Origin of the sequence: Sphingomonas sp. LC-1 (assembly GCF_025371035.1) — a bacterium.
In the GTDB taxonomy this organism is placed as follows: Bacteria; Pseudomonadota; Alphaproteobacteria; order Sphingomonadales; family Sphingomonadaceae; genus Sphingomonas; species Sphingomonas sanguinis_E.
This window is the reverse complement of record NZ_JANZXB010000005.1, coordinates 132,007-145,897: the sequence shown is the minus strand read 5'-3', so window position 1 is coordinate 145,897 and position 13,891 is coordinate 132,007. Positions and strand designations below refer to the sequence as shown.

Annotated in this window: 11 protein-coding genes; 8 read left to right on the top strand and 3 right to left on the bottom strand. The window is 63.7% G+C overall.

Annotated elements, in window-relative coordinates:
• Positions 1-33 precede the first annotated feature (33 nt).
• Positions 34-1,620: an amidase gene (locus NZL82_RS09285; protein WP_261269474.1), complete on the bottom strand. Its 1,587-nt coding sequence runs from the start codon at positions 1,618-1,620 to the stop codon at positions 34-36.
• A gap of 220 nt (positions 1,621-1,840) precedes the next feature.
• Between NZL82_RS09285 and NZL82_RS09280 the strand changes: the two genes are divergently transcribed.
• The 3 genes from NZL82_RS09280 to NZL82_RS09270 are packed head-to-tail and all read left to right on the top strand — an operon-like array spanning position 1,841 to position 4,525.
• Complete coding sequence (locus NZL82_RS09280; protein WP_261269473.1) at positions 1,841-2,710, top strand: CDP-alcohol phosphatidyltransferase family protein; 870 nt, start codon at positions 1,841-1,843, stop codon at positions 2,708-2,710.
• Positions 2,707-3,798 (top strand): inositol-3-phosphate synthase, encoded by a 1,092-nt coding sequence (locus tag NZL82_RS09275; RefSeq protein WP_261269472.1) that lies wholly within the window; start codon positions 2,707-2,709, stop codon positions 3,796-3,798. Before NZL82_RS09280 ends, NZL82_RS09275 begins: the two co-directional genes overlap by 4 nt.
• 1 nt (position 3,799) lies before the next feature.
• Positions 3,800-4,525 (top strand): NTP transferase domain-containing protein, encoded by a 726-nt coding sequence (locus NZL82_RS09270; RefSeq protein WP_261269471.1) that lies wholly within the window; start codon positions 3,800-3,802, stop codon positions 4,523-4,525.
• Between the two features lie 45 nt (positions 4,526-4,570).
• Here the strand turns inward: NZL82_RS09270 and NZL82_RS09265 are convergent, their stop codons facing one another.
• A complete protein-coding gene (locus NZL82_RS09265; protein ID WP_261269470.1) occupies positions 4,571-5,416 on the bottom strand; it encodes an oxidoreductase in 846 nt (281 codons plus the stop codon).
• Between the two features lie 275 nt (positions 5,417-5,691).
• On the opposite strand from NZL82_RS09265, the gene NZL82_RS09260 reads away from it, so the two are divergent.
• From NZL82_RS09260 to NZL82_RS09240, 5 genes are all read left to right on the top strand, one after another.
• Positions 5,692-6,678, top strand: coding sequence for a serine hydrolase (locus tag NZL82_RS09260; protein ID WP_405051362.1), 987 nt, complete (start codon positions 5,692-5,694; stop codon positions 6,676-6,678).
• A gap of 150 nt (positions 6,679-6,828) precedes the next feature.
• Positions 6,829-7,341: a GAF domain-containing protein gene (locus tag NZL82_RS09255; RefSeq protein ID WP_261269468.1), complete on the top strand. Its 513-nt coding sequence runs from the start codon at positions 6,829-6,831 to the stop codon at positions 7,339-7,341.
• A complete protein-coding gene (locus NZL82_RS09250) occupies positions 7,338-9,389 on the top strand; it encodes a bifunctional diguanylate cyclase/phosphodiesterase (RefSeq protein ID WP_261269467.1) in 2,052 nt (683 codons plus the stop codon). Before NZL82_RS09255 ends, NZL82_RS09250 begins: the two co-directional genes overlap by 4 nt.
• A gap of 101 nt (positions 9,390-9,490) precedes the next feature.
• A complete protein-coding gene (locus tag NZL82_RS09245) occupies positions 9,491-10,402 on the top strand; it encodes a hypothetical protein (RefSeq protein WP_261269466.1) in 912 nt (303 codons plus the stop codon).
• Between the two features lie 120 nt (positions 10,403-10,522).
• The gene (locus NZL82_RS09240; protein WP_261269465.1) at positions 10,523-12,565 is read left to right on the top strand and encodes a M13 family metallopeptidase; all 2,043 of its coding nucleotides are present in this window, start codon (positions 10,523-10,525) and stop codon (positions 12,563-12,565) included.
• A gap of 44 nt (positions 12,566-12,609) precedes the next feature.
• Here the strand turns inward: NZL82_RS09240 and NZL82_RS09235 are convergent, their stop codons facing one another.
• Positions 12,610-13,878: an amidohydrolase family protein gene (locus NZL82_RS09235; protein WP_261269464.1), complete on the bottom strand. Its 1,269-nt coding sequence runs from the start codon at positions 13,876-13,878 to the stop codon at positions 12,610-12,612.
• Between the last annotated feature and the right edge of the window lie 13 nt (positions 13,879-13,891).

The window sequence follows — 13,891 nt, the reverse complement described above, 5'->3', positions numbered from 1 at the left end:
AAAGGCCCCGGTTTTCGCCGGGGCCTTTACCATTTATGTCGCTTGCCGACCGTCCAGACCCTTGCCCGCATCGGTTTGGGGCAGATAGCGCGGCACCTGCCGGGCCTTGGCTCGCTGCTCATAGGCATAGCCCGCACCCAGGACGACCGCATCGGCATCCTTCGTCGCGATGAAGGACAGGCCAACGGGCATGCCACGTACCAGCCCCATCGGCACGGTCAGATGGGGATAGCCCGCCACCGCGGGCAGTTCGGATGCCGACGGCCCGCTATATTGATCGCCATAGATGGGGTCGCTTAGCCAGGCGGCATCATAGGTCGGCTCGACCAGTATCTGAACGCCCGCCGCCTTCAGCATCGCGTCCACGCCCTCTTTACCCGCCAGGCGAAGCGATTGCTGCCGGGCTGCGAGATAGGCCGGATCGTCAAGGCCGCGTGTCTTGGCCGCTTGCTCGAACAGTTCCTGCGCGAAGAACGGCATCTCTTCCGCCGCATGGGCACGGTTGAACACGATGACCTGATCCAGCGTCCGGGTCTTCACGGCTGGGGGCGTGGTGGCAAGATAAGCGTCCAGATCAGCCTTGAGTTCGGTCATCAAGACGGTCTGTTCGGCCTCTCCCAGCCCCTTGAGCTCGGGGACGCTGACCTCGACCAGGACGGCGCCCGCCGCTTTAAGCGTTTCCAGTGCCTGATCGTATCGCACCGAAAGCGTATCCGACATGGACTTGGGTCGGATGACCCCGACGCGCATTCCGGACAGCGCGCTGGTCGAAAGCCCTGCCGTGTAATCGCGGGGGGCCGCTTTCACGGTTGTCGGATCGGCCGGATCGCTCCCGACCATGGCCGACAGCATCAACGCGACGTCGCGGACGCTACGGCCCATGGGGCCGGGGGTATCCTGGCTGTGGCTGATCGGCACGACATGGGTGCGGCTGACAAGGCCGATCGAGGGTTTGAAACCGACCAGCCCATTGACCGAGGAGGGACAGACCACCGACCCATCCGTCTCCGTGCCGACCGCGATCGCCGCGAAGCTCGCCGCAATGGCCGCCCCCGACCCGGAGGACGAGCCGCATGCGGTGCGATCCAGACCATAGGGATTGCGGACCAACCCACCAACGGCGCTCCAGCCGCTCATCGAATGGGTCGAGCGAATATTGGCCCATTCGGAAAGGTTCGTCTTGCCCAGAATGACCGCCCCGGCCCGACGCAGCATCGCGACGACCGGCGCATCGCGACCGGTGACATTGTCGATCAGCGCGAGACTTCCGGCCGTGGTCGCCATCCTGTCAGCGGTCTCGATATTGTCCTTGATCAGGATGGGTATGCCATGCAGTGGCCCCCGCACCCTGCCCCCGCGACGCTCTGCGTCCGAGGCGCGGGCCTGGGCCAGTGCCTCAGGGTTGATGGCGATGACGCTGCGCAATGTCGGCCCCTTGCGATCCATGGCCGCGATCCGCGCGAGATAGGCGCGGGTGATATCGACGCTGCTGGCGCGACCGTTGGACATCATCGTCTGCAACTGGTCGATCGACACCTCCTCGACCTTGACCGATCGCGCCGCGACCGGCTGAGCCGCCGCGCACGCCATGACGGCCAACCCCAGCATCAAGCCACGCATAATTCCCCCTTCTGTCATGTCACCTCAAGCTATCGCGAGGAGATCGGCGCGCAAGCCATTGATTGGGGGCGAAGACCGCGGCCCAATCACCCCGCCCGGCGCACGAAGTGAAATCATGCGGACGCTCGGGAACAAAAGCGACGCCATCGGCTCTTTTTTATCGCCTCGAATTGGCAAACCGCTTGCCGGACATTGACGACGCGCTGTATGTGACAACCGCATGACACGTCCTCCACCGGACCGGTCGCGGGATCGCCGGATCGAGGATCCGACCAATCTCTGGATCGTACACCCAGCAGCCTATTCGCTGCTGCCCTGGTTCATTGCCCGCCGTGTGTCGGCGAATATGGTTTCGGTCGGCGGCCTGATCCTGGGGGCGCTGGCCGCTCTCTGCTATGCGCAATGGCAGGATTGGCGCTTCGTCCTTTGCGGTCTCATCCTGTCCATCGGCTGGCTGATCGCCGATGGACTGGACGGCATGATCGCACGTGCGACGGGCACTGCGAGTGCGCTAGGACGGGCGCTGGACGGCTTGTGTGACCATGGCGTGTTCGCGCTGATCTATGTTTCGCTCGCATGGTCGATCGGAACGGTGGGTGGCTGGGCACTGGCGGTCGCGGCTGGTGCAGCTCATGCCGTCCAGTCGAACTTCTACGAAAGCGAGCGGGCGCGGTTCCATCGCCGGTGCAAGGGCATTGCCGCGTCCTCGCCCTTGCCGGTCAGCCGCAATCCCCTGGTCCGGTGTTACGACCATGTCGCCGCCACTCTGGAACGCTTCGCACGCCGCTTCGACGCCGTCCTGGGGCGCGAGTCCGATCCCATGCCGCTCGCGTCGGTTTATGGCCGTGCATCGACTCCACCCATGCGGCTGATGAGCCTACTGAGCGCCAATGTCCGCGTCTATACGATTTTTCTGGCCTGTCTGGCGGGCGATCCCCGCTGGTTCTGGTGGGTGGAGCTCGGGCCGTTGACCCTGATCCTGCTTACCGGCTTGGTGTGGCACCGGCGCGTCGAGCGACGCCTGATCCCAGCCGACGCCCGCCCCTTTTCATCATCTATGATCCACTCGAAGGACATGAACACCCAATGACGAGCATCAATATCGCCGTGGTCGGCGTCGGCAATTGCGCCAGCTCACTGGTTCAAGGATTGTCGCACTATCGCGATGGCGCCAATGAGACGATCGGGCTGATGCACTGGGATCTGGGCGGTTATCGCCCCAGCGACATCAAGGTCGTCGCGGCCTGGGACGTCGACAAGCGCAAGGTGGGTAAGGATGTGGCTGAGGCGATCTTCGCCAAGCCCAACTGCACCGCGATCTTCTGCGAAACGATCGAGACCACCGGCGCGACCGTGCGTATGGGCAAGGTCCTGGACGGCGTGGCCGAGCATATGGCCGAATATCAGGACGATCGCACCTTCCTGCTGGCGGACGCGCCCGAGCCGACCAAGGAAGAGGTCGTCGCCGCGCTCCGCGAATCCAACACCGACGTGCTGATGAACTATCTGCCGGTCGGCAGCCAGAAGGCGAGCGAGTTCTACGCCGAATGCGCGCTGGAGGCGGGCGTCGCCTTCGTCAACAACATCCCGGTCTTCATCGCCAGCAATCCCGAATGGGCGGCACGGTTCGAGGCCGCCGGCGTGCCGATCATCGGTGACGACATCAAGGCGCAGCTGGGCGCGACCATCGTTCACCGCGTGCTGACCGATCTGTTCGCGAAGCGCGGCGTCAAGCTGGAACGCACCTATCAGCTCAACACCGGTGGCAACACCGACTTCCTCAACATGTCGAACCACCGCCGCCTCGCCTCCAAGAAGATCTCGAAGACCGAAGCGGTGCAGTCCGTCGCCGCCGAGCGTCTGGAAGACGAGAACGTCCATATCGGTCCGTCCGACTATGTGCCGTGGCAGAATGACAACAAGGTCTGCTTCCTGCGCATGGAAGGCGCGATGTTCGGCGGCGTGCCGATGAACCTGGAACTGCGGCTCTCGGTCGAGGACAGCCCGAACAGCGCGGGCGTCGCCATCGACATGATCCGTTGCGCCAAGCTGGCCAAGGACCGTGGCCTGTCCGGCCCGATCGACGCGGCATCGGCCTATTTCTGCAAGCACCCGCGCACGCAGATGACCGACGATCTCGCCGCGCAGGCGGTCGAAGACTTCATCACGCTGCAATAAGGTGATCGATTCCGCAATCCTGCTCGCCGCGGGCGAAGGCAGTCGCCTTCGCTCCGCTGCTCCCTACAAACCGCTCTGCCGCGTCGGCGATCGCGCCTTGATCGATCATGCGTTGCACGGCCTGGCGGAGGCGGGATTGCGGCGTGCGGTGGTGGTGCTCGGCTATGGTGCCGACAGCATCGAACGCCACCTCGCGAGCGCGAATTGGCCGATCGCGGTCGGGACGGTGCGGGTCGCGGATTATCGAAAGCCGAATGGCGTGTCCGTCCTGGCGGCCGAACCGTTGATCGGCGGCCAGGACGCCTTGCTGGCGATGTGCGATCATCTGGCCGATCCCGAACTCTACCGCCGTACCGCCACTGCGGGTACGGGCGGCGGGGCCCGATTGGCCATCGATCGGCGCATCGACAGCGATTGGGTCGATCTGGAGGACGTGACTTGTGTCCGGACCCAAGGCGCGCGGATCGTCGCGATCGGCAAGGGCCTGACCGACTATGACTGTTTCGACACTGGCGTCTTTGCGATCGGAAGCGGCCTTTTCCAGGCTCTGCACGGACTCGAGGCCCCCTCGCTGACCGAAGGAATGCGCGTCCTCGCAGCGCGTAACGCGGCATGGACGCTGGATTGCACCGATGTCGACTGGATCGACGTGGACGACCAGCCCGCTCTGGCAAAGGCCGAGGCGTGGATCGATAGCAACGCTCGATCGCTGTGCCGCGTCGCGTAACACCCGTTCGACTTGGTTCGGGCAGTCTGTCTCAGGACGGAACGCTTAGTTGGTCGGATAGTCCGCACTCAGGCTTCGTTCCCGATTCGCCTCGATTTCCGCCGCGCGGTGCTTCAGCCTGTCGGTGACGGCATCATAGCCCCATTTGCCAAGGACGAGGTGACGGGGCGGCTCTTTCTCTTCGGTGATCGCAATCATCGCGCGGCCGGCGCGAATGGGGTCACCCGCTTGCGAGCCGCTGACCTCACGCGTGCTCGCAAGACGCTTGCCCGCCGTCTCCGCATAGTCTTCGATCCGGCTCGGCGTCTGCTGCAGCGAGCGTCCGGCCCAATCGGTGCGAAATGGCCCGGGCTCGACGCAGGTGACATCGATGCCCATCGGCTGGACCTCGGCGGCGAGCGAGTCCGACCAACCCTCGACCGCATGTTTGGATGCGGCATAATAGCCCGATGCCGGAAATCCGACGAGCCCAGCCACCGACGTGATGTTGATGATATGCCCTCGGCGCGCGCTCCGCATGATCGGCAGGACGGCCCGCGTCAGCGCGAACAGGCCGAAGACGTTGACGTCGAACTGCGCCCGGATCGCACGATCCTCGCCCTCCTCGATCGTGCTCTGGTAACCATAGCCGGCGTTGTTCACCAAAACATCGATGCCGCCGAACCGATCTGAAGCCGCCGCCACCGCAGCGGCGATCTGGGCGTCGTTCGTGACATCCAGTTCCAGCGCCAAGGCCGTATCGTCATAGCCCTCGACGATGTCCACGACGTCGCCGAGCCGCCGGGCTGTGATGACGGCGCGTTTGCCCTGTTCGAGAACGAGTTTCGCCAATTCGCGACCGAAGCCGGTCGAGCAGCCCGTGATGAACCAGATTGGCGTAGAAGAAGACATGGAAGCGCCTTTCGCTGTTTGAGAGAGCAAGCGATCCCAAGGCCATAGGTTCCCAGCCAGGTAATTTCCCGATGAGCGGTGCGTCAGGCGCGTCGAGTATCCCGTCCGGTCGGGTGCCGCCCCGCGACCGGTCCGCTACAAACCCGCAAAAAAGGGACGCTCCGTTGTCACTTCCATCGTCATTGGGCACGGCCGTGCTGATCGCCGGCGCGGCCTTGTTGTCCGCTTGCGTTCCCACCGTACAGCGGCCTGTGCCGCCCGCAGCACCCGTTCCCATCACGGTGCAGACCGTCAGACCGGCCGCTCCGGTTACCCGACCCGCCCCGGTTCGGCCGCAGCCGTCCGCTGACCTGTTGAATGTCATTCAGGCGCTTGGCGCTGGCTTCAACGGTGAGGTCGGGATTAGCGTTCGTGACATCGACGAAGGCTGGGTGGTGGCGTGGGAAGGCGATCGCCCCCGCCCCCAGCAGAGCGTCAGCAAGCTTTGGGTCGCCATCGCCGTCATGGACGCGGTGGATCGCGGCGACCTGTCTCTGTCCGATCCCGTCACAGTCACTCGGTCCGACCTGACCGTTTTCCATCAACCGATCCGCGCGCTCATCGGCAAGACCGGTTATCGGACGACGATCGGCGAACTGCTGCGCGGCGCGATGACCCGCAGTGACAATACCTGCAACGATGTCCTTCTCTGGAAGGTTGGCGGCCCGAGCGCGATCAACCGCATGCTCGCTAGAAAGGGTATCGCCGGCGTTAAGTTTGGTCCTGGCGAGCGCGTGTTGCAGGCGCGAACCGCCGGGCTGGAATGGCGGCCGGAATGGGCCGGGGGTTGGGGCTTTCTGCAGGCCCGCGCAGCGATGAGCTATGAAGCCCGCGACAAGGCGCTGCGTCGCTATCTCGCGGCCCCTATGGACGGTGCATCGGCCAGTGGCGTGACGCTCGGCTTGTCCCTGCTGGCGCAGGGCAAGCTGCTGACCCCGCGATCGACCGATTCACTGCTCACGCTGATGCGGTCGAGCAAGACCGGCCCGCTCCGCCTGAAGTCCGGCCTTCGCCCCGGCTGGACGTTGGCGCACAAGACGGGAACGGGCCAGGAACTGGGCAACCTCGCGACCGGCTATAACGATGTCGGTCTGCTGGTCGCGCCGGATGGTCATCGTTATGCCGTCGCAGTCATGATCGGCAGCACGCGACAACCCATCCCCGCACGGATGCGGCTGATGGGTGACGTTACGAGAGCGGTGGTCGCTTCGGCGAACCGATAAGCGCCGCCACAGGGCAAATGCTTCGACGTGAAAACGGACGCCATCCCGTTTTGCGAAACGTCGCTCGCTTAACATGTTTCGGGGAGGGCACGATTTCTTAAGGCTTTGATGCGACCAAAATGGGCATATAACGATTGCGTACGAGAGACGATGCTCAAAAGCCTGTTCCAGGAGCGGCGACGCTCCCACGCCGTGCATGCCTTGAGCATTTTGGGGACCCCACCCGAGGCGTCGTTCGATCGCTTCGTCTCGGCGGCGGCGAGTTCGTTCGATGCGCCGCTGGCCCTGCTTTCGCTGATCCATGCCGATCAACAATGGTTCAAGGCGTGCCACGGTGTGGATGTCGCATGCCATCCCCGTAACAGAAGCTTTTGCAACTTCGCGCTCGATCGGCCCGACACTCTGGAAGTCTGCGATCCCTGCGGCGACTCCCGTTTTGCCTCCCTGCCTGCGGTGACGGGCGCGCCCCATATCCGCTACTATATCGGCGTCCCGTTGCGGGTGCGCAGCGGAATCGATGTCGGGGCGCTGTGTGTGCTCGACACGCGGGAACGCAAACCCGCATCGGCTGACCAGAAGGCCTATCTTCTCGCCCTCGGCCGGCAGGCCGCGACCGCCCTGGAAGCGCGTGCGGACCTGCTCAGGATTGGGGGCGTCGCATGATCGATGTCGTCCTCTGCACCGTCCAGCAGCATGATCTGCGACTCGTCGGAATGGCCCTGCTGATCTGCCTGACCGGTTCGATCGCCACCGTACAGTTGTTCAACCGGGTTCGGGCGTCCTTCTCCTATCGCCGCTTCGGCTGGATCGCCCTGACGTCGGTGGGGGCTGGAACGATGGTATGGGCAACGCACTTCGTCGCGATGATGGCGTTTCGAACGACAGCACCCGTCATCCTCGACCCCATCCTGACGCTATCCTCGCTCCTGGCGGTGATCGGCATTGCCATGCCCGGCCTGGCTCTGGCGGCTCATCGACGTCGATGGGCGGGCGCCCTGGGGGGTGCCGTCATTGGCCTTGGCATAACCGTCATGCACTATATCGGCATGTCAGCGTACCGCGTCGACGGCATCGTCACCTGGAATTGGAATTACGTCGCCGCCTCGGCGTTGCTGTCAAGTGGTCTGGCCGCCCTTTCCTTTCATGTGCTGACGGGGCGGAGCGCATGGCGAAATGCCAACGCCGTAAGCCTGCTCAGCGCCGCCGTGGCGGCGCTGCACTTCACCGGGATGACCGCGATGAGCATCACGGTCCTGAAGCTGGGTCACGGCCTGTCCGATCTCACCATGGTCACGCTCGCGACGACGACCACCGTGGCGACCGGCATCATCGTCGGTTGCGCGGCGATCAGCGCACTGATTGACGGCCATACCCAGTCCGAAACCTATCGTCGTCTTCGCTATCTGGCGATGCATGACAGTCTGACCGATCTCCCGAACCGGATGTGCTTCATCGAGGAATTGGAAAGACGCTTCCTCATTAAGGACGGCTATCCCTGCATGGCCGTCATCATGATGGACTTGTCGCGGTTCAAGGTCGTCAACGACACCTATGGCCACCAGGCGGGAGACCAGCTGCTCGTCGCCTTGTCGACGAGGATGACGGCGATGGTGAAACCCGGCGAGTGTATCGCCCGGTTGGGCGGCGACGAGTTTTCGGCGGTGATTTCCTATAATGAGCCAGTCGATCTCGAGGACTTCCTCGCCCGGCTGACTGCGGTTTGCAGCGCACCCTTTCTCTTCGATCGGTTCACCGCATCGATCGGCGCGAATATTGGCGTGGCCCTGGCGATACACGATGGCTTCGACGCCGATGCGCTGCTCGCCAAGGCCGATCTTGCGATGTACCGGGCGAAATCCATCCACTCCAACGAACCCTGCTTCTACGATTCGGAGATGGACGATGCGGTCAGGGAAGGACGTGAACTCGTCGTAGACCTGCGCACGGCTCTGGATGAAGGCGCGTTCGAACTTCATTATCAGGTTCAGGCGTCCGTCACCACTGGCGAGATTTGCGGTTACGAAGCGCTGATCCGCTGGCACCATCCCGTACGCGGCATGGTCCCGCCAGCCTCGTTCATTCCCTTGGCCGAGAAGAGCGGCGACATCGTCCCGCTGAGCATCTGGATATTGCGTCAGGCCTGCTTCGAGGCCGCCTTATGGACCAACCGCCATCCGGTCTCGGTGAATTTGTCGCCTATGCATCTGGCCGATCCGCGCCTGATCGAGACCGTGCGGTCTGCACTGAGCGATAGCGGATTGCCGCCCGAACGCCTTCTCCTCGAACTGACCGAAAGCGCCATCATTCACGACCGCCGCTTCGCGCTGGAGCAACTCAAGGCGCTGAAGGCGATGGGCATCGCCATCGCCCTGGACGATTTCGGCGTCGGCTATTCCTCGCTCGACGTGCTGCGATCGTTCCCGTTCGATCGCATCAAGCTCGATGCTTCGTTCGTGTCCGAGATCGAACATGACGAGCAGGCCGTATCGATCCTGCGCTCGGTAGCAGCCTTGGGCGCGACGCTGAACATGCCGGTGCTGGCAGAGGGCGTCGAGGAACCGGCTCAGCTTTCCATCGTCGCGCGGGAAGGTTGTACGGCGATCCAGGGCTATCTGATCGGCAGACCTTCGCGACGCCTGACAGACCCGGATCACGTACGGCGGATCGTGACATTGCGCCCCCATCCCGTCGAAAGGGAAGCTGTCGCCTAAGCTATCGCCTCGAACCTGTTGCGAATAGGACAAAACTCCATAACCTTCCGTTCGATAGAGCGCCGGTCGTCGAACGGGCCGGCGCCAAGGGGAGGAAACTCATGTCGAATGGTTGGCTCTGGCGGTTCGCGCCGATTGCGCTACTGAGCGTTGCGACGGTGGCGAGCGCTGCGCCAGCCGAAACCGAGCGCGGAACGGGTCGCTTCCCCGCAATATTGGAAGAGCGAGCCGACCTGCCCGACCACGTCGTTTATCGTCCAGCCGACCTGGGCGCGCTGGGGCGGGACAAGCTCGGCATCTATGTTTTCGGCAACGGTGGATGCGGCGCGGATGGTACTGCGTCGCGCAATCATCTGCTGGAGATCGCATCCCATGGCTATCTGGTGATCGCGTCGGGCACCATCCCCAAGAGCGCAGCGGCCAAGCCTTCGCCGGGCGGCGATGGCGGATTGCAGGTCCAAACGGCAACCCATTTGCTGGCCGATGCCATCGATTGGGCGGTCGCGGAGAATAGCCGCCAGGGCAGCCCGTTTCGCGGGCATATCGCGATCAAGGCTATCGCCGTATCCGGCTGGAGTTGCGGCGGGCTTCAGGCATTATCCGTTGCGGCGGATCCGCGCGTGCGAACATCGGTCATCATGAACAGCGGCTTCTTCCCCGCTGGTGGCAATCCCATTCCCGGTATCGTGTCGGACAAGGCCCTGCTCGCCAAGCTCGATGGCTCGACCCTGTATGTACTGGGCGGCCCGACCGACATCGCGCACGGCAATGGGAGCGACGATTTCCAGCGCATCACCCATATTCCCGCCGCATTGGTCGATGTACCGGTCGGCCATGGCGGCACCTATATGCAGCCCCATGGCGGTGTCGCCGCGCAGGTCGTTACGGCATGGCTGGATTGGCGATTGAAGGGCGACGCGAAAGCCGCTCGGCACTTTACTGGCGCCGACTGTACCTATTGCCGCGACCCGCGGCTGACCCTGATCCGAAATGCCCGGTTGAAGGCCGAATAGGAACGCCTCCTGCGGGCCGTTCGCGTCGAAGATCATGAAGCGAAGTTCATACTATCGGTCTTGACTTGGCCTGCGCAATGGCGGCTCCATTGGGTATATATTTGTGATCACGGGATACCCATGAAGCGCTTTGCCATTGTCCTTGCCCTGCTCGCTTCCTCCGCCATTGCACAGACGGGCTTCCAGCCCGGCGTGGACAAGGCGCTGATGGATGACAGCGTCAAACCCGGTGACAACTTCAACGATTATGCGAACGGCACCTGGGCCAAGACTGCGCAGATCCCGGCCGACCGTTCCTCCATCGGCGTCGGCCTCGACGTATCGCTTCGGGCGGAGGGGCGCACGGCCGCTATCATCAGGGGCGCTGCCTCGGCAAAGGGCGCGCCGGGCAGCGATCAGCAGCGTATCGCCGACTATTATGCCGCCTATACCGACGTGACGGGTATCGAGGCGCGCGGTCTGAAGCCGATTGCGGGCGATCTTGCCGCCATTGCAGCGATCGCAGACAAGCATGGCCTGTCTCGTGCCATCGGTGCGGCGATGCGCTCCGACACTGATCCCTTCAACAATAACAACTATGCCAGCACCAACGACCTGTTTGGCCTGTTCGTCAGCCAGGACCTGAACCGTCCGACCCGAAACGTGCCCTATCTGATGCAGGGCGGGCTCGGCCTGCCCGACCGGGACTATTATCTTTCCGACAAGCCCGAAATGGCGGAAATCCGGACGGCCTATCGCGGCTATCTGACCGAGTTGATGCGGCTTGCCGGATTGTCGGACCCACAGGCTCGCGCCGATCGTGTCTTCGCCTTGGAAATGCAGATCGCCGCCGCGCAGACCGACATCATTACCAGCCAGGATGCGCATAAGGGCGACAATCCCTGGACCCGTACCGATTTCGATACGCGCGCGCCGGGAATCGACTGGGCCGCGTTCTGGAGCGCGGCAGGCATTCCCACGAGCCAGCGGGACTTCATCGCCTGGCAGCCCGACGCGATCATCAAATTGTCCGCGCTCGTCGCCAGCGAACCGTTGCAAAGCTGGCGGGATTGGCTGGCGTTCCACACGATCAATCAGGTTACCGGTTCGCTGCCCAAGGCGATCGACGATGCCTCGTTCGGCTTCTACGGCCGCACGCTGAACGGCACACCCGCCCAGCAGCCGCGCGAAAAGCGCGGCATCGCCGCCGTCAACAGCGCACTGGGCGAGGCGGTCGGCAAAATCTATGCCGAGCGCTACTTCCCTGCGTCGTCCAAGACCGAAATTCAACAGATGGTGACGAACATCGTCGCCGCCTTCGATCGCCGGATTGCCGCGCTCGACTGGATGGCCCCCGCGACCAAGGCCGAGGCACGGCGCAAACTGGCGGTGCTGAAGGTCGGCGTCGGCTATCCCGACCATTGGTGGAATTATCCCAAATTCACGGTGCGCGCCGACGATCCGGTCGGCAATGCGCAGCGGGCAAGGCTCGCCTTGTATCGCTATCATCTGTCCAAGCTTGGAAAGCCGGTCGATCGCAGCGAATGGTGGATGACGCCGCAGACGGTGAACGCGGTCAACCTGCCGCTTCAGAACGCGCTCAACTTCCCCGCCGCGATCCTCGAAAGCCCGTACTTCGATCCCAAGTTCGACGCCGCCGCCAATTACGGCGCGATCGGATCGGTGATCGGGCATGAGATCAGCCACAGCTTCGACAATCTCGGCAGCGACTTCGACTCCACCGGACGGCTGCACAATTGGTGGACGGCCGCCGACCTCAAGCGCTTCGAAGGGGCCGGTCAGGCACTGATTGCCCAATATAGCGCCTATGAGGCGTTGCCCGGCCTTCATCTGAACGGCGAACAGGAACTGGGCGAGAATATTGCGGACGTCGCCGGCCTGACGGCATCCTACGAGGCCTATCGGGCGTCGCTCGGCGCCAAGCCCGCACCCGTGATCGACGGCCTGACCGGGGATCAGCGGTTTTTCCTGGCCTTTGCCCAAAGCTGGCGGACCAAGATGCGCGAAAAGGCGCTGCGGGCGCGGATCGCCACCGATGTTCACGCGCCGGCTCCGTGGCGTGTCCTGACCGTCCGGAACCTCGACGCGTGGTACGCCCCGTTCAAGGTCGAGCCCGGCCAGAAACTGTATCTGACGCCCGAGCAGCGCGTTCACGTCTGGTAAGGTCAGAAGGGTCAGCGGCCATGGCTCGTCGTTGACCCTCGATATCAGATCGCGATTACCCTACCGTTCTTCATGACCATGCGGACGGATCGTATCGCGCCAATCTTGATCGTCGGATCTCCCTCGACGGCGATCAGATCGGCAAGCAATCCGGGCGTCACCGCGCCCAGCCTATCGCCTATACGCATCCAGCGTGCGTTGCCCGAAGTCGCGGCGATCAAGACTTGCGCTGGCGTCATCCCGGCCGCCGCCATCAATTCCATCTCACGCGCGTTCGTCCCGTGCGCGAAGACGCCCACGTCGCCGCCCATGCAGATGGGCACCTTCGCGGCGAGCGCGCGCCGAAAGCTCTCCCGGCTGATCCGCACGCTCGCGGGCGCAGGCTCGCTCCCATTCCAGCCGCGATAGCGGGCGCTCGCATCGGCGGCGGCGAGCGTCGGGCACAATGCGATCTTCCTGGCCGCCATTGCCGCAAAGATGGCTACCGTGCCGCCATAGCCATGTTCGATCGTATCGACCCCCGCCTCGATCGCCCGTCGCATTCCCTCAGCCGTCGCCGCATGGACTGCCACCGGGCGTCCTGCGTCATGCGCGGCGTCTACCGCTGCCTTGATTTCATCGATGCTCAACGTCGCGCGGCTTTCCTCGCCCGCGCGCCAACGATAATCGGCATAGAGCTTCACCCAGTCGGCACCAGCCGCGATCTGCCGCCGGACCGCCGCCACCATCTGTTCGGTGCCGGATACCTCCTCGGCCCCTTGCGGAATAGCCACACCCGGTTCGAATCCCTTCGGTCCATAGGCGCCCAACGCCACGATCGCCCGCGTCGCGACGCTCAAGCGCGGCCCTTCGACAATTCCCTGATCGATTGCGGCCTTCAGGCCGACATCGGCATATCCGGCGCCCTCGGTGCCGAGGTCCCGCTCACTTGTGAAACCGGCTCGCAATGTCGCTCGCGCATTGGCGACCGCACGGGCGGTCCTCAGGGCCAGAGGCTCATGGAGCACCTGATCATCCCAACTCGCCTCGTCATAGGGATGGAGGAACAAATGGCCATGCCCCTCGATCATCCCCGGCATCAGCGTATCGCCTGCGAGGTCGATGATCCGAGCGCCCGCCGGTGCCACAAGCGAAGGACCAACGGCCACGATCCGATCGCCTTTGACCAACACCTGCCACCCGGCATGAACCCTGCCGTCCACCCCGTCGAATATCGCCGCAGGACGCAGCAGAATGGAAGAAGAGTCGGGCGGCGGCGCGCTCGCACCGCCCAGCGCCAGCGTTGCCATGATCGTCAGCCAACGCATGGCCATTATCCTACCTCCG